Origin of the sequence: Streptomyces sp. RG80 (assembly GCF_040446465.1) — a bacterium.
In the GTDB taxonomy this organism is placed as follows: Bacteria; Actinomycetota; Actinomycetes; order Streptomycetales; family Streptomycetaceae; genus Streptomyces.
In genome coordinates, this window is sequence record NZ_JBEAAJ010000006.1 from 290027 (window position 1) to 310618 (window position 20592).

Here is a 20592-nt window from a genome sequence, read left to right on the forward strand (position 1 = left end):
CCCTTCCGGTCCCACTTCCTATAACAATCGTCATAGTCTATCGCGAGATAGTCTATCGCGAGGTCGGGAGGCGAAGCTCGACGTGTTGGGGGAGCGGCCCGGGTGGGTACTACTCGGCAGCCAGGCTCTGTGTACCGATCACCGCCAGCAGCTCCAGCTTCTCGGCGTCCTCGCTTCTCGGCTCGGCCGAGTAGCCGAGGATGCGCAGGCCACTGCCGTCCATCCGGAGCACGTTGCAGTCCAGGGTCAGCAGGCCCACCTGCGGATGCTCGATCGTCTTGCGTGAGACCTCCAGACTGCCGACGACACCCGCCTCCCACAGCTCGGCGAACCGCTCGCTGCCCGCCCGCAACTCGCTGATCAGCCGGCGTAGTTGACGGTCGGCGGGAAACCTGGCGGCGGCGGACCGCAGCTCGGACACCATGCCGATCTCCAGGACGCGCTGCTCCTCCGGCGTGTGCCGGATCCGGGTGGACGGTCCCAGGAACACGCCCCACGCCCCGTTGCGTTCGAGGCCCCGTGCGCCGGACGTGTCGCCCAACAGCGCCTGGTACATCGGGTTGGCCATCAGCAGCGTCAAGGCGGCGTCGGTGACCGCGACCGGTGTGTCCACCAGTCGGTCCAGCAGCCGCAGGACGCTGGGCGGGATGTACGTCGGCACCACCTCGGGGCCCGGGAGCACCAGCCCGGCCAGCCCGAACAGATACGCCCGCTCGTCTCCCGTGAGCCGCAGCGCCCGTGACAGGGCCTCGGCGACCTGATCGGAAGGGTTGGTCGCCCGGCCCTGTTCGAGGCGGGTGACGTAGTCGACCGAGAGCCCGGCCAGCAGGGCCAGCTCCTCCCGCCGCAGCCCGGACGCCCGCCGCTGTCCGCCGAGGGGCAGTCCGGCCGTGGTGGGGGAGATGCGGTCGCGCCAGCGCCGTAGAGCCTGTCCGAGTTCGGTCGCGGTCATGGCCTCAGTGAACACCGACGGCCGGGCATGTGCCTGGTACTGGCAGTCCCAGGAAGCGGAGTCTTCTGGCTGTCCGTCAGACCGCGCGGGACTGTGGCGACATGACCACAACACTGATCACCGGAGCGAACAAGGGGCTCGGCTTCGAGACCGCCCGCCGCCTCGTCGCCGCAGGCCACATCGTCTACGTCGGTGCCCGGGACGCCGAGCGCGGGCGCCGCGCCGCCGATGAGCTCGGCGCCCGGTTCGTCCGGCTCGACGTCACCGACGACGCCTCCGTCCAAGCCGCCGCCAAGACCATCGAGGCCGACGGCGGGCTCGACGTACTCGTCAACAACGCCGGCATCGAGGTCCGGGGCGAGGGCAACAGCGTGGCAGGCGCCGCGGATGTCACCGCCGAGCAGATGCGGACCGTCCTCGACACGAACGTCCTGGGCATCGTCCGTGTCACCCACGCCTTCCTCCCACTGCTGCGACGCTCGGCCGCACCGGTCGTGGTCAACCTCAGCAGCGCACTCGGCTCGGTCGGCTACGTCTCCGACCCGGACCATCCGGCCCACCGCTACCCGGGCATGACCTACGCGGCCTCGAAAGCCACGGTCAACATGCTGACCGCGCACTACGCGAAGGCCTTCCCGGCCATGCGGATCAACGCCGTGGCGCCCGCTTTCACGAAGACGGACCTCAACGGCCACACCGGCATGCACTCCGTCGAGGAAGGCGCCGAGATCATCGTGCGCATGGCGCAGCTGGGCCCCGACGGTCCGACCGGCGGCTACTTCGACACCGAGGGCGCGCTGCCCTGGTGAGGCCGCAGCGGCACGGACGGCCCGTCGCCAACCGTCGTTCACGGCCTGCGCTGTAGCGGTGTCGAGGGCCCCGTAGCCGGACCGGCTCACCCCACACTCCAGACCGTCTTCCCCCACCTCGCCGATCCGCCGACGTCCCGCACGGACACCACCGGGGCGTACGGCACATCGGACAGACCATCTCTGGACCGGAATTGACAAAGAAACAAGGCAATGGCCGTGCGGTCGCCGCACTGCTGACCTCTGTCCTCGTCGCGGCCTTGGTACTCGCCTTCGTCGTCGCGCAGACCAGAGCGGCGCCGCTCCAAGCTCCGGCGTCGACCGAACGACGGGCTTACGACGACGGTGTGTACACCGTTCGGCTCGGTGACATCGCGGGCACCGAGCCTGATCGTTTCACCGCCCGTCTCACAGGCCCGCAGGCCGCCACGCTCGTCACCACACCAGGTGTGCTGTCGGTGACCCGACTCCCAGGCCGGGCGGCGGACTTGCCCATGCCGCCGGACTGCCCCTCGGCGACCGCCTCAGCCTCCGCCGCCCCTGCTCCCGTTCCCTCCCCGTCACCCTTGCCCGCGCCGACGCCGATCCTCGACGACTGACCCGCCGCGGCCCGGGCGAGGGCCTGGCTACCTGTGGGTCAGGCCCAACTCGCCCACCCGCATGCCGGCCTGGAAGCGTGTGTCCGCGCCCAGGGCGTGCAGTACCTCTCGGAACCGGATCGGTCTCCCACCTGGAGGAGAACATGGCCGCAGTCGACATCGCCCTCACCGAGGAAGACCTCGCCGACCTGGCCTGACGTCCGGGGACATCGGCTCAACCTGAGCTCCCGTCTCCAACTCGGCGGGAACTCAGGGCGCCTTCGACCCGACTACTGGACCGGGTGACGGAGGCTCGCCCGTGTACCGAGTGGATCCGGGAGTTGTTCGATGCGTTGTCGTTCTCGTGTGTGGAGCAGTACGGCGGCCGTCGTGCTGGGCGGTCTGCTGGCGGCCGGTTGCGGCGGCGAGCAGAAGGACACCGCGGATGAGGAGAACGCCGGGAAGGCCGTCTCCGGCGCCTATCCGGTCTCCGTCACCGACTGCACGGGCGCCGAGACCACGTTCGCGAAGGCTCCTGGGAAGATCGTCACCAGCAACGCCTCCAGCCTGGAACTGCTGCTGCGCCTCGGCGCCGGCGACAAGGTGATCGGCACCGGGTTCCCGCCCGGCGAGGGCACGCTCCCCGCCGACCTGGACGCGCGGGCCCGGAAGGTGAAGGTGCTCAGCGACACCGTCATCCCGAAGGAGAAGCTGCTCGGCTCCGGCGCCGACCTGTACATCGACACCTTCGCCGCGATGGACATGGGCGCCGGGACGGGCGACGCCCCGACCGAGGAGGCGTTCAAGGCCGCCGGGATCAAGCACATCTACCTGAAGTCCACCGCCTGCGCGGCGCAGAGCAAGAGCGCGGTGACGGACCTGTCCGCGGTCGAGGCCGACATCACCTCCCTCGGTGCGGTCACCGGCACGGGTGCCAAGGCGAAGCGACTCGTCGCCGGGATGCGGGAGAAGGTGGACGCCGTGCAGAAGGCGGTCGGTTCCACGGCGGAGAACGAGCGGCCGACGTACTTCTTCTTCGACTTCGACGCCGGCACCAAGCAGCCCTTCGTCGTCTGCAACCGTCAGGTCGCCAACGCGGTGATCACCCTGGCCGGTGCCCGCAACGCCTTCGCCGACTGCGACGGCGACTACCGGCAGGTCGGCTGGGAGGACGTGATCGCGAAGAACCCGGACTGGATCCAGCTCGGTGTCCGCAACCGGGGCAGCGAGGCGGCCAACGACAAGGCCTTCGACGAGGCCGAGCGGTGGCTGAAGTCCGACTCGGCGACCAAGGGCCTGACCGCGGTCAAGGAGGGCCACTTCCTGCGCATCGGCTCCGAGCAGACCACCATCGCCGGGGTCGAGAACGCCGACACCGTCGAGACGATCGCCGAGACCCTCTACCCCGGCAAGGTCAACTGACCGTGGCCGCAACGCTGTTGCGGCGCACGGCCGCGTCCCCGAAGACGCGCACGCTGCGCGCCGGGCCCTTGGCCCTGGCCCTCGGTGTGGCACTGCTCGCCGCGCTGACCGCGGCCGTGGCCTGGGGCTCGACGTCCATCCCGCCCGGAGAGGTGTGGGGCGTGGTGTGGCGCCGGCTCTCCGGCGAGGCGCCGCGCCCCGGCACGAACGACCTCATCGTGTGGCAACTCCGCGTCCCCCGCGCCCTGTTGGCGGCCCTCGTCGGAGCCGGGCTCGGACTCGTCGGTACGGCGGTGCAGGCACTGGTGCGCAACCCGCTGGCCGATCCGTATCTGCTGGGCATCTCCAACGGCGCCTCCCTCGGGGCGGTCGCGGCGATCGTGCTCGGCCTCGGGGCGGGCGGGGCTCTGGGGCTGGGACTGTCGGGGGCGGCCTTCGCCGGCGCGCTGGCGACGTTCGCCCTGGTGTGGGCGGTGGCCCGGCGCGGCGGAGGGTTCGCACCACTGCGGCTGGTCCTCGCCGGGGTGGCGATCGGCCAGTTCCTGTCCGGGTTCACCAGCTACCTGGTGCTCCAGGCCGGGGACGAGCAGCAGACGCACAGCGTGCTGTTCTGGCTCATGGGCAGCCTCAGCGGCGCGAACTGGGAACTCCTCGCCGTGCCCGCGATCGCCGTCCCCGCCGCCGGACTCTGGCTCCAGGCCCGTGCCCGGGGCCTGAACGCGTTGCTGATGGGCGACGAGACGGCGGCCGGCATCGGCATCGACGTCACCCGCCTGCGCCGCGAACTGTTCACGGTGACCAGCATGCTGACCGGAGTCCTCGTCGCGGTGTCGGGTGCGATCGCCTTCGTCGCGTTGATGGTGCCGCACGTCTGCCGTCTGGTGCTGGGCGGCGACCACCGACGGCTCCTGCCCGTCTCGGCGCTGTTCGGCGCGCTGCTGCTGGTGGTCGTCGACATCGTCTGCCGTACGGCGATGGACACCCAGGAGCTGCCGGTAGGTGTCGTCACCTCGCTCATCGGGGCTCCGGCCCTGCTGTATCTGCTGGACCGGCGCCTGGGGAGCGGCAGTTGAGGATCGACATCGAGGACCTGCACGTCGCCTACGCGGGCCGTACGGTCGTGGCGGGTGCGCGTCTGATGGCGGCCGAGGGCGAGATCACGGGCCTCGTGGGGCCCAACGGCAGCGGTAAGTCCACCCTGCTGCGGACCGTCTACCGGCATCTGAAGCCGGTGGCCGGACGGGTGTTGCTGGACGGCGCCGACCTCCGTGAGATGACCCCCGTCCAGTCGGCCCGGCATGTCGCCGCGCTCCCGCAGGAGCGGGGCGACGACTTCGAGCTGACGGTCCGCGAGGTCGTCGCGATGGGCCGCACCCCGTACAAACGGGCCTTCGCCGGGGAGGACGCCGACGACCGCGACATCGTCGCCCGCGCCCTGGCGGACGTCGGCATGGCCGGCCACAGCGGACGCCGCTTCACGGAACTGTCCGGTGGTGAACGCCAACGTGTCCTGCTGGCAAGGGCGTTCGCCCAGCAGCCGGACATCCTCGTGCTGGACGAACCGACCAACCACCTCGACGTCCGGCACCAGGTCGAGCTCCTGGCACTCCTGCGCGCCGATCGTCGTACGACCCTGGTGTCGCTGCACGACCTCAACGCGGCGGCCTCGGTGTGCGAGCGGCTGCATGTGCTGCACGCGGGCGCCGTGGTCGCCTCGGGGCCGCCGCGTGACGTCCTGACGCCCGAGCTGATGGCGCAGGTGTTCGGGGTGCGGGCGGCCGTGGTCGACCACCCGCTGACCGGCGACCCGCTGATCGCCTTCGACCACCGCACCCCGGCCGACGCGGCCGGGGAAAGACGGGCCGCGGTATGACACGGGCCGGGCCACCCCTGCCCGGCCCGGAGCGGCAGCATGCGGCGACCGGCGAGCACGACCCCACACCCCGGGTACCTCGATGACCTCTTCCCCGATACTCGCCGCGCAGTGCTCACAGCTCACCCCGGTGACGCGGCACCGCTTCTGGTCCATGGCGCAGCGCAACTTCGCACAGCAGCCACAAAGTCGTAAGCGCACGGGAACTCACCCTGACATCGCGCCGACTTGTGGGACGAGGCTGCCGTCCGGTAGCCCGCCCACGACAGTGAGAGGCGGACGGGTGACGCACCGCTATTCCGGCTCGGAACGGCCCGGCCACATGTCCGTGGGTGAGGACCGCTGGCCGCTGGTGGCCGTGGCGGGCCTGCTGGCGTTCGTGGCGATGCTCGACATGAACATCGTCAACGTGGCCCTCGCGGACATCGCCGACGGACTGGACGTGTCGGCCGCGACCGCCCAGTGGGCGGTGCTCGCCTACCAACTGCCCGTGGTCGCACTGCTGTTGCCCGCCGGACGGTGGCTGGACGGTGTGGGGACACGTGCCGCCGTGCTCGCCTCGACCGCCGGGTTCGCGGTATGCGGCGCGCTGGCCGCCGTAGCGCCCTGGGCGGCCTGGCTGATCGCCGCCCGGCTCGCGCAGGGTGCGTTCGGGGCGGCCCTGTTCGTGCTGATGCCGGTGCTCGCGATGCGTTCGGTACGGCCGGAGCTGCGGGGAAGGGCGATGAGCGTGCCCGCGACCCTGGGCCCGCTGGGCGCGGTGACCGGACCGGCCGTGGGAGGGCTGCTGCTGGACCACCTGGGCTGGCACGCCGTGTTCCTGGTCAAGATCCCCTTCTGTCTGCTGGCCCTGACGGTGGTCCGGAGAGCGATGCCCCGGGACGGCCGACTGCGCCGCCCGGACCGTCGCTCGACGGTGGACGCCGTGCTGGTGGGCACCGGTGTGGCCACGCTGCTGCTGGCGTCGACCCTGGCCGCGGACGCCCCGAAGTGGCTGTGGCTCGGGGCCGTCGCGGTCCCGCCCGTGTGGTGGTGGCTGCGGGGCCCCGGTGGCCGTCCGGTAACGGGCGCCCTGCGCTCCTCGGGGCTCTACCCGGCGCACGGTGCGGTGCTGGCCCTCGCCACCGGCTTCGCCGCCATGCACTACGTCGTCGCCCTGCACCTCCAGCGTGACGACGGACTCAGCGCCACGACGACCGGCCTCACCGTGCTGGCCTTCCCGCTCGCCATGGGACTGGCCGGACCATTGGGCGGCCGCCTCGCCGACCTCCACGGCGCTCGACCGGTCGCCGTCACGGGTGCCGTGCTCACCGCGGTCGGGCTGCTCCTGCTCGTCCCGTTGAGCGATGGCTGGTCGCCACCGGACGTGGCCTGGCGACTGGCGCTGGCCGGCCTCGGCATGGGCCTGAACGGCGGCCCCACCCAGGCTCTCGTCATGGGCGCCGCCCCACCCGAGCGGATCGCCACGCTCGGCTCCACCGTCCAGCTCGCCCGGAGCCTCGGCTTCACCCTCGGCCCGGCCCTCGCCACCACCGCCTGGGGCCTCGCCGACGGTGCCCGGGCGGCGCTGGCCCTGGCGGCCGTCGCCGCCTGTCTCGCCGTACCCCTTATCGCGATGCCGGTCCGACGACCCGCGACCGTCCCCGAGAAGCCCGTCCCCGCCTGAACAGGAGTCACCCATGTGCGGAATCACCGGCTGGGCGTCCTTCCACCACGACGCCCGAACCCAGGGGCCGGTCATCGAGGCCATGACCGCCTCGCTGACCCCACGCGGCCCGGACGCGGGCGGTGTCCGGCTCTGCGAGCGGGCGGCGATCGGCCACCGCCGCCTCGCCGTCATCGACCTCGACGGCGGCACACAGCCCATGACGGACCGGCCCGACGAGCCGAGCATCGTGCTCACCTACAGCGGCGAGGTCTACAACCACCACGAACTGCGCTACGAGTTGCGCGGCCGAGGCCATGTCTTCCGCACCCGCAGCGACACCGAGGTCGTGCTGCGCGCCTACGAGGAGTGGGGCGAGGCGGTCGCCGAACACCTGGACGGCATGTTCGCCTTCGCCGTCTGGGACGAACGCGCGCAGCGCCTGCTGCTCGTCCGCGACCGGCTCGGCGTCAAGCCACTCTTCTGGGCCGCGATCGACGGCGGCCTGGCCTTCGCCTCCGAGCCCAAGGCACTGTTCGCCCACCCGGAGATCCGGCCCCGCGTCGACGCGGACGGCCTGCGGGAGGCGTACAGCCTGCTGTTCAACACCGGGCCGACGGTGTGGTCGGGCGTGCGGGAGCTCGAACCGGGCGCCGTGCTCGTCCTGGACCGGGACGGCATCCGCGAGCACCGCTACTGGCAGCTGGCGGCCCGTGCCCACACCGACGACCAGGAGACGACCGTCGAGCGGATCCACGACCTGGTCGGCACAGCCGCCCGCAGTCAACTGGAGGCCGACGTCCCCCTGTGCAGCCTGCTGTCCGGCGGCCTCGACTCCACCCTCCTGACCGCGCTGCTCGCCGACGAACTCCGGGTACGGGAAGGGCCGGACGCGCGCATCCGCTCGTACGCCGTCGACTACAGCGACCAGGCCGCCGGGTTCAAGGGAGACGTCCTGCGGACGGGCCACGACACCCCCTACGCCGTCGAAGCGGGCGCTTTCATCGGCACCGACCACAGCACGGTCGTACTGGACCCGCGCGCCCTGCTCGACCCCGAGCACCGCAGGGCCGTCGTCGCGGCCCGCGATTCGCCGATCGGCGTGGGCGACATGGACACCTCGCTGTATCTGCTGTTCGGGGAGATACGGCGGCACTCGACGGTCGCCCTGTCCGGCGAGGCGGCCGACGAGGTGTTCGGCGGCTACCCCTGGTTCCACAACCCGAAAGCCCTGGCCGCCGCCACCTTCCCGTGGCTGCTCGTGACCGGGGACGAGGCCGCGATGCCGATGAACCCCGAACTCGACCTGCGCATCGGCGAGTTCCGCGCCGACACCTACGCGAGCGCCCTGGCCGCCGTACCGCACCTCGACGACGAGACCCCCGTCGAGCACCGGCAGCGCGAGATGCAGCACCTGTCCCTGACCCGCTGGCTGCGCCAACTCCTGCACCGGAAGGACCGGTTGAGCATGGCACAGGGACTGGAGGTCCGCGTCCCGTACTGCGACCACCGGCTGGTGGAGTACGCCTTCAACACCCCCTGGTCCCTGAAGAGTCACGACGGCCGGGAGAAGAGCCTGCTGCGCGCGGCCGGCACCGGCCTGGCCCCGGACTCGGTCCTGTGGCGGCCCAAGAACCACTACCCCGCCACCCACCACCCCGACTACAACCGCGGGTTGCAGAACATGGCCCGCGACGCCCTCGCCACCGAACAGGTCCGCGCCCTGGCCGACGAAACCCTCCTCAAGCCCTGCCTGGACACCCCACCCGACCGACTGGAGTGGGGCCACCGCCTACGCCTCGAACGCGTCGTCGACCTCGCCCTCTGGCTCGACCACCACCAACCCGAACTCGCCCTGTAGGGAGCTGCTTTGAGCATCCAGGAACCCGCGATCGACGCAGTCCCGCTGATGGGCTGCCCCTACAAGGCCAACCCCTACCCCCTGTACGAGCAGATGCGCGAGGCCGGCCCGGTCCACCGCGTGCTCTTCCCCAGCGGGGTGCGGGCATGGCTGGTCACCGGCTACGACGCCGCCCAGGCCGCCCTGGGCGACGACCGCCTCGGCAAGAACCACGACCGGGGCAACGACCGCTGGCGGGCCCGCGCCTCGATCATGCCCGAGCCGCAGCACTCCCAGCTCCAGGTCCACCTCCTCCACCAGGACCCGCCCCGGCACACCCACATGCGGCGCTTCGTCACCGACGCGTTCACCCCGCGCCGTGTCGAACAGCTCCGCCCGCGCTTCCAGGAACTGGCCGACGCCCTGATCGACGAGCTGCCGGAGACAGGGCCGACGGACCTCGTAGCGGGCTTCGCCGCCCGCTTCCCCTTCCAGGTCCTCGCCGAAGTCATCGGCCTGCCCCAGGAGTTGGCGGCCCGCTTCGACCGGGACTGGGGCAAGGTCGTGCAGCCGGTCGGCCCCACGGACCCCGGACGACCGCGGTACGAAGCCCGCCTGCACGGCCTCCAGAGCTACATCGCCGAGGTCGTCACCCACAAGCGGGACCACTGGGAGGACGACCTTCTCAGCCGGCTCGTCGTCGCCCGCGACCGACGCGAACTCTCCCAGGAGGAGCTGGACTCGATGATCTTCCAGCTCCTGGTGGCGGGACAGGAACCGGTGACGAACCAGATCACCACCGCCCTGATCGCGCTCTTCCGCCACCCGGAGCAGCTGACCCGCCTGCGCGACAGCCCGGACCTGCTGCCCCGCGCGGTCGAGGAACTCCTCCGCTACGACAGCGCCTTCGAACTGACCACCTGGCGCTTCTTCGACAAGGACAGCGACCTGCACGGCACCGAGGTTCCGGCCGGCGACTCGGTGATCGTCTCCCTGTGCGCCGCGAACCGCGACCCGCGCCGCTTCCCCGCCCCGGACACCCTCGACCTCGACCGCAACCCCAACCCCCACCTCGCCTTCGGCCACGGCATCCACTTCTGCCCCGGCGCCGCCCTCGCCCGCGCCGAACTCCAGATCGCCCTCGGCACCCTGCTCAGCCGCCTCCCCGGCCTCCACCTGGCCATCGACGACGAGGACATCCAGTGGATCCCGGCCGTCCTCGGCCGCGGCACCAACCAGCTGCCCGTCGGCTACGACCGACGCCGCTGACACCGCCGTAGGACCGACCGGCGAAGCCGACCGTCCGACCCACTCCACCCGACGGCGCCGGGCGCGGCCACCACCCGCCACGGCGCCATGCCGTCATGCCCTCCGGAGGAACGACATGCCGCTGACGACCGCCCGCCCCAAGAGCATCAGCACGGCGATCCTCGACCTGCTCCTGCCCCACCACCGCACGACAGACCCCACGCGCGCGGCCCCCGCCGAGGCGTTTCCCCACCAACTGCGCCGCATCGCCGACTTCGTACAGGCCGGGGCGCCGATCCGATTCACCCTGCCCGGCTTCCCCTGCAAGTCCCCGAACCCCGCCAAGGTCCTGGGCCACCTCCCCGACCAGGGCGAACGCCTCTCCATCGCCTTCCTCGACACCCTGTGCACGGAGATCGAGCGGATCTACCCGCCGGGCGCCCAGGTGACCATCTGCTCCGACGGCCATGTCTTCGGCGACCTCGTCCACGTCCCCGACGAGCACATCGACGCCTACGCCGACGAACTGCGCTCGCTCATAGCCGGATCGGCACTGACCAGACTCTCCGTCTTCGACCTGCGAGACGTCCTCGGCGACCTCGACCACGCCACGAAGCGCGCGCACGTCCACGACCGCTACGCCCCCGCCCAGGCAGACCTGCGCACCGAGATCCGTACCGACGCCGGCGCCCTCGCCCTCTACCGCGGCATCACCCGCTTCCTCGTCGAGGACACCGCCCACTGGGCAGGCACCCGCTCCGCCCTGCAACGCGCCTGCCGACAGCGCGCGTACGGCGTCATCCAGCGCAGCCGCGCCTGGGGCGACCTGATCGCCGAGCACCACCCGCGGGCGGTACGCCTGTCCATCCACCCCCAGCCGATCGGCGCCCCGAAGTTCGGCATCCGCCTCCTCGACGCACCCGACGCCTGGACCACGCCCTGGCACTCGACCGCGCTGCGCCGCGCCGACGGCGGCTGGACGCTGATGCCCCGGGACCGGGCCGCCGCACTCGGCCGGCTCGTGCACCTCGACGGAAGACCGGACCACTTCGAGGAGACCTGATGCACCCCCCGCATCCGCGTGCATCAGCCCGCACCCACCCGCAGCCACCCGCGTCCGGCACCTTGCCGCAGGCGCGCTCGCCCTCATTCCGTCCGTGCGCGGAGCCGGCGCAGCATGCGGGGGTCCGCGAAGCCCACCGAGCGCGCGGCCGCGTCGACCGTGGCGCCGTGGCTGATGAGGTGCTGGGCGCGTTCGACGCGGAGCGTCTGCTGGTAGCGCAGCGGAGTGAGGCCGGTGGCGCGGGTGAACAGGCGGGTGAGGGTGCGTTCGCTGACGCCGACCGCCGCGGCCAGGGCGGGCAGGGGGAGTGGCTCGTCGAAACGGGTGTCGATGAGGTCCTGGGCGTGGTGCACGGTGTCGTCGAGATGGGAGCGGTGCCGGAACATCGCGCTGGACTGCGGCTCGTGGCCGTTGCGGCGGGCGTAGACGACCATGTCCCGGGCGACCTGCGCGGCGACGGCGGGGCCGTGCCGGCCGGCGACCAGATGCAGGGCCAGGTCCAGGCCGCTGGCGATGCCGGCCGAGGTGATCACCCGGTCGTCGGCGGTGAACAGCACATCGCGGACCACTTGCGCCCCGGGATGGCGCAGGGCGAGTTCGTCCTGCACGTCGTGGTGCGTGGTGCAGCGCCGCCCCTTGAGGAGCCCGGCCTGTCCGAGCGCCTCGGCCCCGGCACAGACGCTGGCCACCGTCCCGCCCGCGGCGTGATGGTCGCGCAGGACCTGGAGGGAGACGGCGCCGATCGCGGGCGAGGCGGCCAGGGTGACCGCCCGCCAGCCCGGCACCACGATCAGGTCCTGGGCTCCGAGCTCGGGCCAGTCGAGGTCGGCCACCAGCGGCAGCCCCTGGGCGGAAATGATCTGCGGCCGCTCGGCGACGTAGGAGAGCGTGTAGGGGTGCCCGAAGTCGCCGGCCGTGGAGAAGACCTGCGCGGGGCCGGCCAGGTCCAGCAGATGGACTCCGGGCACCAGGAAGAAGACGACGTGGCTCACGATTCGGTCATCATGCCGGAAGGTCCGCCCTCGCTTCCAGCTCCTCGACCGTGGCGATGGTGGCGAAGCGTCCGGCCAGGACGTACTCGGTCCGTCGGACGACCTCCTCGGCGGACAGGGTGCGCGGGTCGGCCAGCAGCTCGGCGACGCTCTGGTCGGCGGGCGCGTCGCGGTGCGGAATCGGGTTCGTCGCGGTCGCGTCGACGACGAACGTGACCTGGTACCCGAGGTCGCTCCCGACACGGGCGGTGGTCTCCACGCACTGCTCGGTACGGATACCGCAGACGGTGAGCTCGCGGACGCCCCGCTCGGTGAGGAGTTGTTGCAGGTTGGTCGTGGTGAAGGCGTTGTGCGAGGTCTTGTGGATCAGGGGCTCGCCGCCGGCGCGCTCCAGCTCCTCCAGCAACCGGACATGGCCGAGGGCCGGGTCGAAGGCGTCGCCGCTGCCGGGCTCGGAGTGCAGCACCCACACCACCAGGTCCCCGGCCTCGCGGGCGAGCCTGACCAGGCGGTTCACCTTGTCGGCGATCTTCGGGTCGGAGATGGCCTCCCACAGCGGTCGGGCGCGGAAGGACTCCTGGACATCGATGACGATCAGTGCTCGGGTCATGCACCAAGCCTGGTCCGCGCGGACGGAGTGACGACAGACCGCATCGGGTCCGGCAGCGGACCGATCCGGTCACCCGGGACGCCTGCGCGGCTGTGGCGGGAGAGGGGCAGCCGCGGCCTCGGCCGCCTCGACATCCTCGGTGAGTTCCGCGATCCTGCGCCGTTTCGCGGCGAGGGCGCGATTGAGCAGGCGGAGATGGGAAGCCGATTCGGGCACGGTGTCCTCGAGCTCCAGCAGCCGGCGCCGTTCGACGCCGAGTCGAGCTCTGAGGGGGGAGGCGGGATCGGGGAGCGGGGGAGGGACGGGCCCGTTGAAGACGACGTTGTGCCGCGGGTGTTCGGCGCGGACGGCTCGGCGTTCGGCCGCCTCCGGATCCTCGGGGTAGTCGATCCGGACGGCGATGACGCCCGATCCCCAGGGCTGTTCGCGCAGATGGGTGCGTATACGGGTGAGCGGGCAGATCGTGATGCCGACGTACAGCAGGCCTTCGGGGCCGTACAGCCGGTACAGGGCCGTGCGACCGGCGGTGTGCAGGCTGCCCTCCTCGTCGAACAGACCGCGCAGGAACTGTGCGTCCACATCGGCCATGACCCGGCCCCTCCTTCGAGGTGTGCCACTTGTCCTGCCTCCACGTTGGCACGCGGGTCTGACAATGGGCCGCGGCCGCCCGGTGGCCAGGGGCTCGCGGATAATCGGTTGCTCGTCGGTGACCGTGGTGGATGCAATGACCGGCATGATCACGCCCTCATCGCCCTCTGGAACGCGGCGGACTCACGGATCATCCGTCCGGATCGGCGTTCTCGCTCCGCTGTCCCGGCCCGGCTGGGTCGAGTCCGGACGGCACCTGCTCACCGGCCTGGAGCTGGCCGCCGGCGAGGTGAACGACGCCGGCGGGATGGCCGGAGCGCCCCTCGAGCTGCTGGTCCGGGACACCGCTGCTGATCCGAAGCGGGCCGAGGCGGCCGTGGACGAACTGGCCGGGCTGGGCGTGGCCGCTGTGGTGGGGGAGTACCACAGCGTCGTGGCTCGTGCGGCCGCCGCCAGAGCCGACGCCCTCGGACTGCCGTACCTGTGCTCGTCGGCGGTGCTCGACACGCTCACCGAACAGCCGACCCCATGGGTCGCACGCCTCTCCCCGCCACAGTCCCGAGGCTGGCGGGTCTACGCGGACTTCCTCCTGGGCGCCGGGCACCGCCGGATCGCCGTGGCCGCCCAGCCGAGCGTCTACTGGGCCGCCGGGACCCGCATTCTGCGGGACCACCTCACTCCGCGCGGCGCCACACTCATCGAACTCGACATGAGCGTGCTCACCCCGGCCACCGTGTGCGACGAACTCCTCGACGGCGAGGCCACGGCCCTCCTGCTCCTGGTCGGCCACCCGGATCCGGCCGTACCGATCGTCCGCTCCGTCCGCCGCGACCGACGACTCGGCGACATCCTGATCGGCGCTCCCGCCGGGCAGCCGGAGCTCGCGGAGTGGGCGACGCTGCTGGGCGACGACGGCGCCGAGGTCCCCTTCCTGCGCTACCTCCCCGACCACCTCACCCCACTCGGCGCCCGTGTCGAGGAGGCCCTGCGCGAGCGGCTGGGCGAAGGCCCCTCCTTCGTCGCCTTCGAGGGCTACGACACCATCGCCGTCCTCGCCGACGCGCTGCGCACGCACGGCCCGGACCGGGCGCGCGTCGCCGAGGCCTGGCCACGCGTCGCCGTCGAGGGCACCCGCGGGCGGATCGAGTTCTCCCGCGTGCCGGGCATCAACGTGTGGCAGTGGGCCTCCGCGCCGATCCAGGTCGTGGACCGGGACCCCGCGCGGCCCGGTCGTTTCCGGGTGCTGCACTCCGGCTGAAGTGAACTGAACTGGACCGGCCCAGCCACGACTTGGCCTCGGCCCGGTGAACCGGCGCGCTGCGCACGATCTGCCGTGCGAGCGTGGGGTCATGAGCTTCGAGCCGAGTTCGCCCCTGACGCGCATGCCCGACGACGGTCACCGGTCCGAGCGGCTCTCCGGCTCTCGAGGCGATGGGTTCACTGGCGGCTGCCTGGTCCTGATCGCGTTGCTCGTGGAGATTCCGGTCTTCGTTCTTCTCGCACTGACCTTGTCGCTTCGCGGATGGGGGGACACGGACGAGGGAGCCGGACCACCTCCGATGGACTGGGTGCCGGTCGTGTGGCTCGGTGGGTTCACCCTGGCCGTGCTCGTGGTCGCCGCGGGCTTCCTGCGCTCGGCGCACCCGTTCGCGGGAGCGGCACAACTGCTGGTGGCAGCCGTCGCGTTGACGCTCACGATCTCCGCCTGGGACCAGCAGTACGACCGCGCCCACCCGCCCGCGCTGCCCACCTGCCCGACGAAGGCCGGGGTGCCGTGCGCCCCACCGGGCCCGTGACGACGGCGACCTAGCTCTTCGGGTCCTGCTTCCAGTCCTGGGCGAGGAGCCCGAGGATCACCTCGTCCAGGAACTCGCCCAGCACCCAGGCCGCGGAGCGCAGCACGCCCTCGCGGACGAAGCCGTTGTGTTCGGCGGAGCGCAGCATCGCGGTGTTGTCCGCCAGCGTCTCGATCTGGAGGCGCTGGAGGCCGCGTACGGTGAAACCGTAGTGGCACAGCACCGCGACCACGTCGGTGCCGTAGCCGTTGCCGCGGGCGGACGGCAGCAGGCCCAGTCCGATGTGCGCGAGGCGGTTGTGGGTGTCGATGCCCCACAGCGTCGCCGTGCCGATCAGTGTGCCGCCGGCCAGCTCCACCACGGAGAACGGGACGCTGCCCTGCTGCTTGTCGTCCACCACGAGCCGCGGATCGTTCGAGCCGGGCGAGACCGGCCGCCACGGCCCGCTCTCGGCACGCGAGGAGTTGACGACGTCGTCGTAGAGCTCGGCCCGCAGGATCGGGATGTCGTCCTCGTGCCGGGCCCTGAGCCCGACCTTGCTGCCTCGAAGCATGCGAGATTCCTATCCGGCCGGACCGGCGCGCGGCAACCAAATATGCGGTCGCCTCGGTCGCGTTGAGCGTGCACCGGATCGGTCACAGCATCGAGGGACGTCGCCACTCCTGTCCGAGGACGTGATGGTCGAGGAAGCTCAGCACCGTCTCGTACACGAGCCGCAGGTGGTGCGGTGCCTCGATGTCGTGGCCCTCGGTCGGGAAGTGCAGGAATCTGACCGGCACTCCGAGCCGCTGGAGATCGCTGTGCAGGCTCAGGGACTGTCCCATCGGCACCCGGTGGTCCCTGCCGCCGTGCACGAGCAGCATGGGTGTCGTCATCCTCGCCGCGTCGAGGTGCGGCGAGTTGGCCTCGTACCGCTCGCGCTGTGTCCGCGGGTCGCCGAAGATCTTCCGGAAGAAGGCGTGCAGGTCCGTGTCGGCCTGGAACACCTCCAGGTTCCACATCCCGGCGGCCGAGACGAGCGCCTTGAAACGGTCGGTCCGGGTCGCCGCCCGGTTGGCCAGATAGCCCCCGTAGGACCATCCGGCGAGGGCCGTACGGTGCGCGTCGAGCTCGGCGCGGGCCAGTGCCGCGTCCGTCAGCGCGATGACGTCACGGTAGGGCTGTCCGCCGTACTCGCCCCGGCCGCGTTCCTGCATCCGTGGCCCGTAGCCGGAGGACAGGGCCGGGTCCGGCAGCAGCACGGCGTAACCGCGGGCCGCGAACGGCCAGGGGTTCCACGACCACGTCCAGGTGCTCCAGGACCCCTGCGGGCCACCGTGCGGGACGACGACCAGGGGAGCGGGGTGCTCGGGCGAGGCACCTTCGGGCAGGACGAGCCAGCCGCGCAGCGGGAAGCCGTCGTCCGCCTCGGCACGTACCTCGGTCAGGGTGCCGGGAAGCGGGTGGAGGTCGCCCGGGGCGTCGAGGAAGTCCGGTTCCTGATCGGCTGTGACGGCGTCCAGCCGGACCACCCGGGGCGGGCTGTCGATCGCGTTGCGTAGCGCGTAGAGGGTGGTCCCGTCGGGTGTCACGCAGAGCGAGTCGTAGCCGCCGGAGGCGGTCAGGCGGGTCACGGTGCCGTCCGCGTCGCGGCGGAAGACCGGGCAGTGCCCCTGCTCGTCCCCGGTGAACCACAGGGTGGTGTCCCCGGGAATCGGGGAGAGGACCGCACGTCCGGGCCACGGCCAGTTGTCGAACTCCGGCAGCAGGTCGGTCTCTTCGCCGGAGCGTACGTCGAAGGCGACCAGCGTGACGCCCCAGTCGGTGTCGTAGGTCTCCTCCAACTGGCGCTGGCAGACCAGTTTCGAGCCGTCAGCCGTGAAGGCCAGGCCGTAGTACTGATGCCCGGGGCGCGAAAGGATGTGACGGGGGGCGCCAGTGGCCGCGTCCGCGATCACCACCGTGTTGGTGTCCGGGGTACGAGCGGTCGCGCCCCGTGTGTAGGCCACCGACGATCCGTCCGGTGACAGTGCCATGTCCGCGGAGCCTGCCGGTCCCTGGCTGCCCGCCCGCACCTCGGGTCCGCCGGAGTGCACGACGAACGTGTGCGGCTCGTCAGGTCCGAGGGCCGTGCCCCAGTCGGCTGCCGGGGTCTCGTCGTACAGGGCCGCGTCGACCATGGAGTTCTGGCGCTCCCTGCGCGCTGCGGCGTACGCCGCGGTGTCCGTCGCGCCGGGCAGGAAATCCGCGGTGTAGGCGACCGTGTCGGCCCTCGCCGCGATCGTGAAGGCGGCTATGCCCCAGGGGTGTTGGACCATCTGCTTGGCCTCGGCGCCTTCGGACGACGCCCACAACGACGCACCCTGTCCGGCGGAGCCTTCACCGGCGGTGGTGTCCGTGTTCTTCCGGTCGGAGAGAAACCACAGCGTCCCGTCGGCCGCGAACGCGGGGGCCGAGTCCCCCTCCCCGGACCGGTCGACGAGCCGGCTCTCGCCCCGGCCCGAGAGGTCGACCTCCCAGAGCGTCGACACCCGCGCGGTCCCCCGCTCGTCGACCGACTGCACCGACAGGACCAAGCGCCTTCCGTCGGGCGACAGGGCCAGGGCGGTCGGCCGGGGCTGCGCGGCGAGCAAGTCGTGGAAGGCGGCGGCGTCCGCCGAGGCTTTCGTCATGGCGATCATCTTGCCCACCGGGCCTTGCCCACGACAAAGGGGTTGTCTGCCATTCACCAGGGGACGCAGATTCGATCCACGGCCCTGTCGAATGCGCCGGTTCCCGATCGACGCGAGAGTGAAGACAGTGTCCCGAGACCTGAGGAGTACCCCATCGTGACCGTCACCGCGGATCTGGCCATCTCCCTCGACGGCTACATCGCCGGCACCGACGTCACCCTCGACAATCCGGGAGGCGACGGCGCCGAACCGCTCTTCGAGTGGATCCACAACCTGGCGAGCTGGCGGGAGCGCCAGGGGATGAGCGGCGGGGAGGAGAACCGTGACTCCGAGCTGATGCGGGAGTGGTTCGACGCCACCGGCGCGGTGGTCATGGGACGGATGATGTACGACACCGGCGAGGCGTTCTGGGGCGACAACCCGCCCTTCAGGACCCCGGTCTTCGTCCTCACCCACCGCCCCCGACCGACCCTCGTCAAGGAGGGCGGCACCACCTTCACCTTCGTCACCGACGGCATCCACAGCGCCCTCGAGCAGGCGAAGGCCGCGGCCGGGAAGCGGAACGTCGACATCGCGGGCGGCGCGAGCACGGTCCGGCAGTACCTCCACGAGGACCTCATCGACGAACTCCAACTGCACGTGGTGCCAGCGCTGTTGGGAGACGGCCTACGACTCTTCGGAGGACCGGACGCCGGGCGACGGACCCTCGAAGTGGCCAGGGTCGTCGACACACCCCTGGCCACCCACCTGAAGTACCGCTTCCTGAAGTGACCCTGTCCACGTCCTGATCACAGCGCTACGTTGGTCGAACGCCGGGGAGAGGAGTCCGCATGCCTAGGTTCCTGAAGAACGTCAGGGCACGATTGGCGCTCACCGTGTTCGTCCTGCTCGTCGGCGGGTTCGCGGCGCTCGCGCCGGTGAGCCATGGAGGGTGAGCTGGTCCTCACGTAGGCGCGGACGCCGCAGACGGTCACCGTCATCCTTCGTCGCGCCGCAGCCTTCGCAGGGCTTCCTGTACGGCCGGGTCTCCGGCGGCCTCGCTCCCGGACAGCCACTGGGCGACGGCGTCGCGGTCGGAGGTGGGTGTTCGCGGCGGTGGGGCGCCTTCAAGGGTGCCCTCGACGGGCGGGGTGGGAGTGGCCGTGGTGGGCGTCGTGCTGGCAGTCGCTCCGGTCGCCGCCCGTCGTAGCCAGACCTCGGCCTCCGCCATCCGGCCTGTCTGCTTGAGGAGTGTCGCCAGGTTGAGCATGCCGGTGGGGTCGCCCGTCTGCGCGGCCTCGCGGAAGAGCCGTTCCGCCTCCTGCGCCTCGCCGCGCCCGAAGTGGCAGACGCCCAGGCTGGTCATGCCGGGGCCGCTGCCGGCCGCCGCGGCCTTGGCCCAGCACTGCTCGGCCTCGCCCATCCGTTCGCGCTGGCGCATCAGGTTGCCGAGGTTGTTCCAGCCGTCGGCGACCTCGCCCAGCTCGATGGCGCGGCGGCAGCATCGCTCGGCCTCGTCGAGCCTGCCGAGTTGGCGCAGACTCACACCGAGATTGAGCCAGGCGTCGGTGTATCCGGCGTCGGCCGCCAGCCGGTAGTAGCGCTCGGCGCCGTGATGGTCGCCGCGTTCGGCGTACCAGTGGCCCAGCGCGTACTGGGCCTGCGGGCTGCCCGCGTCCGAGGCGGCCTTGAAGTACGGGTCCGCGCGCTGCATGCCGTGCCGGTCGCGGTGCACCTCCGCCCGGTACAGCAGCGCCGTAGGGTCACCACCGCGGGCGGCCGCCGCGAACCACTCCTCCGCCGCGGCCAGGTCTCCGGCCTGCGCGGCGAGGGCTCCCACCGCCAGCCGGTGCTCCGGTGGCATGTCGTCGTCCGGGCTCAAGACCTCTTTCAGCACCGGCCAGTTGTCGGGGGTGGGGCTCAGCCCGTCCAGGGTGTCGCCGACGCCGAGTCGCGCGGTCTCGGCCGCGGCGGTGAACCATGCCTCGGCCTCCATGGCGACCGGATCCACCAGGCACAGCATCCGCGGATCCTCCGACAGCTGAGGTCCCAGCCTCTGCCGGATCTCCTCCCAGTCGGCGGGGGAGAGCCCGCCGCCCCGCTCCGCGGCCCGCCCCTTCTGCGCGTCGGTCGTGGGAGTGCCGGCCGGGCGGGGCGGCCGGTCGAAGGGGACGGTGCTGCGGGCCCATACCCGCAGCAGGGAGATCCTCGCGTCCAGCGCCCCCTGGGTGGTCTCGGTCATGCGCAGCCAGTGGACGGCACGGGCGGCGTCCTGACGGTCCCAGTGGAGCGTGGCCATGGCGGCCGGGGCGAGCGGATCACCGGCCTGCGCGGCCTGTTCCAGCCAGTGCGTCGCCTCGTCGGTCCGGCCCAGGTCGCCGAGGCCGATGCCGTAGACGGTCATGGCCTGCGGGCTGCCGCTCTCGGCGGCCTCGCGCGCGAGATCCTCGGAGATGGCGTGATCGAACCGGTAGGCCATCTCGACCGCGTGCTCCCGGCCCCCGCTCTCGCCGCGTCTCTTCCACATCCTCATCCGCTGCCCCTCC

18 protein-coding genes are annotated in these 20592 nt (G+C 71.7%); 11 read left to right on the top strand and 7 right to left on the bottom strand.

The features are described from left to right. Positions 1-109: 109 nt before the first annotated feature. Positions 110-952, bottom strand: a complete 843-nt coding sequence (locus ABKA17_RS22135; protein WP_353693898.1) for a helix-turn-helix transcriptional regulator — start codon at positions 950-952, stop codon at positions 110-112. Positions 953-1053: 101 nt separating this feature from the next. Here ABKA17_RS22135 and ABKA17_RS22140 point away from each other — a divergent pair, with 101 nt between their 5' ends. The 8 genes from ABKA17_RS22140 (at position 1054) to ABKA17_RS22180 (ending at position 11430) form a co-directional block, all read left to right on the top strand. Then, complete coding sequence (locus ABKA17_RS22140) at positions 1054-1761, top strand: SDR family NAD(P)-dependent oxidoreductase (protein ID WP_353693899.1); 708 nt, start codon at positions 1054-1056, stop codon at positions 1759-1761. Between the two features lie 926 nt (positions 1762-2687). Next, positions 2688-3761 (top strand): ABC transporter substrate-binding protein, encoded by a 1074-nt coding sequence (locus ABKA17_RS22150; RefSeq protein ID WP_353693900.1) that lies wholly within the window; start codon positions 2688-2690, stop codon positions 3759-3761. A gap of 2 nt (positions 3762-3763) precedes the next feature. Beyond that, positions 3764-4834: a FecCD family ABC transporter permease gene (locus ABKA17_RS22155; protein WP_353693901.1), complete on the top strand. Its 1071-nt coding sequence runs from the start codon at positions 3764-3766 to the stop codon at positions 4832-4834. Further along, positions 4831-5634: an ABC transporter ATP-binding protein gene (locus ABKA17_RS22160; protein WP_353693902.1), complete on the top strand. Its 804-nt coding sequence runs from the start codon at positions 4831-4833 to the stop codon at positions 5632-5634. The genes ABKA17_RS22155 and ABKA17_RS22160 overlap by 4 nt, the downstream gene beginning before the upstream one ends. A 283-nt stretch (positions 5635-5917) precedes the next feature. Next, positions 5918-7300, top strand: coding sequence for an MFS transporter (locus ABKA17_RS22165; RefSeq protein ID WP_353693903.1), 1383 nt, complete (start codon positions 5918-5920; stop codon positions 7298-7300). Positions 7301-7313: 13 nt separating this feature from the next. After that, complete coding sequence (gene asnB / locus ABKA17_RS22170) at positions 7314-9140, top strand: asparagine synthase (glutamine-hydrolyzing) (protein WP_353693904.1); 1827 nt, start codon at positions 7314-7316, stop codon at positions 9138-9140. Between the two features lie 48 nt (positions 9141-9188). Next, entirely contained in the window at positions 9189-10388 is a 1200-nt protein-coding gene (locus ABKA17_RS22175; RefSeq protein ID WP_353694229.1) for a cytochrome P450 family protein, read from the top strand. 115 nt (positions 10389-10503) lie between these two features. Further along, positions 10504-11430 (top strand): L-tyrosine/L-tryptophan isonitrile synthase family protein, encoded by a 927-nt coding sequence (locus tag ABKA17_RS22180; protein ID WP_353693905.1) that lies wholly within the window; start codon positions 10504-10506, stop codon positions 11428-11430. An 83-nt stretch (positions 11431-11513) separates the two neighbouring features. Here ABKA17_RS22180 and ABKA17_RS22185 read toward each other — a convergent pair whose 3' ends face one another. The 3 genes from ABKA17_RS22185 to ABKA17_RS22195 form a co-directional block, all read right to left on the bottom strand. Next, a complete protein-coding gene (locus ABKA17_RS22185; protein WP_353693906.1) occupies positions 11514-12422 on the bottom strand; it encodes a GlxA family transcriptional regulator in 909 nt (302 codons plus the stop codon). A gap of 10 nt (positions 12423-12432) precedes the next feature. Further along, positions 12433-13032, bottom strand: coding sequence for a cysteine hydrolase family protein (locus ABKA17_RS22190; protein ID WP_353693907.1), 600 nt, complete (start codon positions 13030-13032; stop codon positions 12433-12435). 69 nt (positions 13033-13101) lie between these two features. After that, a complete protein-coding gene (locus tag ABKA17_RS22195; protein WP_353693908.1) occupies positions 13102-13620 on the bottom strand; it encodes a GIY-YIG nuclease family protein in 519 nt (172 codons plus the stop codon). 145 nt (positions 13621-13765) lie between these two features. Here ABKA17_RS22195 and ABKA17_RS22200 point away from each other — a divergent pair, with 145 nt between their 5' ends. Further along, positions 13766-14878 (top strand): ABC transporter substrate-binding protein, encoded by a 1113-nt coding sequence (locus ABKA17_RS22200; RefSeq protein ID WP_353693909.1) that lies wholly within the window; start codon positions 13766-13768, stop codon positions 14876-14878. Positions 14879-15002: 124 nt separating this feature from the next. After that, on the top strand, positions 15003-15416 hold the full coding sequence (locus tag ABKA17_RS22205; protein ID WP_353694230.1) for a DUF6234 family protein: 414 nt from the start codon (positions 15003-15005) through the stop codon (positions 15414-15416). Positions 15417-15426: 10 nt separating this feature from the next. Here ABKA17_RS22205 and ABKA17_RS22210 read toward each other — a convergent pair whose 3' ends face one another. Beyond that, positions 15427-15969, bottom strand: coding sequence for a GNAT family N-acetyltransferase (locus ABKA17_RS22210; protein ID WP_353693910.1), 543 nt, complete (start codon positions 15967-15969; stop codon positions 15427-15429). An 82-nt stretch (positions 15970-16051) separates the two neighbouring features. Further along, positions 16052-18067, bottom strand: coding sequence for an alpha/beta fold hydrolase (locus ABKA17_RS22215; protein WP_353693911.1), 2016 nt, complete (start codon positions 18065-18067; stop codon positions 16052-16054). Between the two features lie 156 nt (positions 18068-18223). Here ABKA17_RS22215 and ABKA17_RS22220 point away from each other — a divergent pair, with 156 nt between their 5' ends. Continuing rightward, positions 18224-18838 carry a dihydrofolate reductase family protein gene (locus ABKA17_RS22220; protein WP_353693912.1) on the top strand — a complete coding sequence of 205 codons (615 nt, stop codon included), beginning with the start codon at positions 18224-18226 and terminating at the stop codon, positions 18836-18838. A gap of 205 nt (positions 18839-19043) precedes the next feature. Here ABKA17_RS22220 and ABKA17_RS22225 read toward each other — a convergent pair whose 3' ends face one another. After that, positions 19044-20579, bottom strand: a complete 1536-nt coding sequence (locus tag ABKA17_RS22225; RefSeq protein WP_353693913.1) for a tetratricopeptide repeat protein — start codon at positions 20577-20579, stop codon at positions 19044-19046. Between the last annotated feature and the right edge of the window lie 13 nt (positions 20580-20592).

Excerpts from the sequence above, each read along its gene's own strand:
- ABKA17_RS22200 (WP_353693909.1), top strand. The coding sequence starts at position 13,766 with ATGATCACGCCCTCATCGCCCTCTGGAACGCGGCGGACTCACGGATCA.
- asnB (WP_353693904.1), top strand. The coding sequence starts at position 7,314 with ATGTGCGGAATCACCGGCTGGGCGTCCTTCCACCACGACGCCCGAACC.
- ABKA17_RS22150 (WP_353693900.1), top strand. The coding sequence starts at position 2,688 with ATGCGTTGTCGTTCTCGTGTGTGGAGCAGTACGGCGGCCGTCGTGCTG.
- ABKA17_RS22175 (WP_353694229.1), top strand. The coding sequence starts at position 9,189 with ATGGGCTGCCCCTACAAGGCCAACCCCTACCCCCTGTACGAGCAGATG.
- ABKA17_RS22180 (WP_353693905.1), top strand. The coding sequence starts at position 10,504 with ATGCCGCTGACGACCGCCCGCCCCAAGAGCATCAGCACGGCGATCCTC.
- ABKA17_RS22135 (WP_353693898.1), bottom strand. The coding sequence starts at position 952 with ATGACCGCGACCGAACTCGGACAGGCTCTACGGCGCTGGCGCGACCGC.
- ABKA17_RS22205 (WP_353694230.1), top strand. The coding sequence starts at position 15,003 with ATGCCCGACGACGGTCACCGGTCCGAGCGGCTCTCCGGCTCTCGAGGC.
- ABKA17_RS22140 (WP_353693899.1), top strand. The coding sequence starts at position 1,054 with ATGACCACAACACTGATCACCGGAGCGAACAAGGGGCTCGGCTTCGAG.
- ABKA17_RS22195 (WP_353693908.1), bottom strand. The coding sequence starts at position 13,620 with ATGGCCGATGTGGACGCACAGTTCCTGCGCGGTCTGTTCGACGAGGAG.
- ABKA17_RS22215 (WP_353693911.1), bottom strand. The coding sequence starts at position 18,067 with ATGACGAAAGCCTCGGCGGACGCCGCCGCCTTCCACGACTTGCTCGCC.
- ABKA17_RS22225 (WP_353693913.1), bottom strand. The coding sequence starts at position 20,579 with ATGAGGATGTGGAAGAGACGCGGCGAGAGCGGGGGCCGGGAGCACGCG.
- ABKA17_RS22190 (WP_353693907.1), bottom strand. The coding sequence starts at position 13,032 with ATGACCCGAGCACTGATCGTCATCGATGTCCAGGAGTCCTTCCGCGCC.
- ABKA17_RS22210 (WP_353693910.1), bottom strand. The coding sequence starts at position 15,969 with ATGCTTCGAGGCAGCAAGGTCGGGCTCAGGGCCCGGCACGAGGACGAC.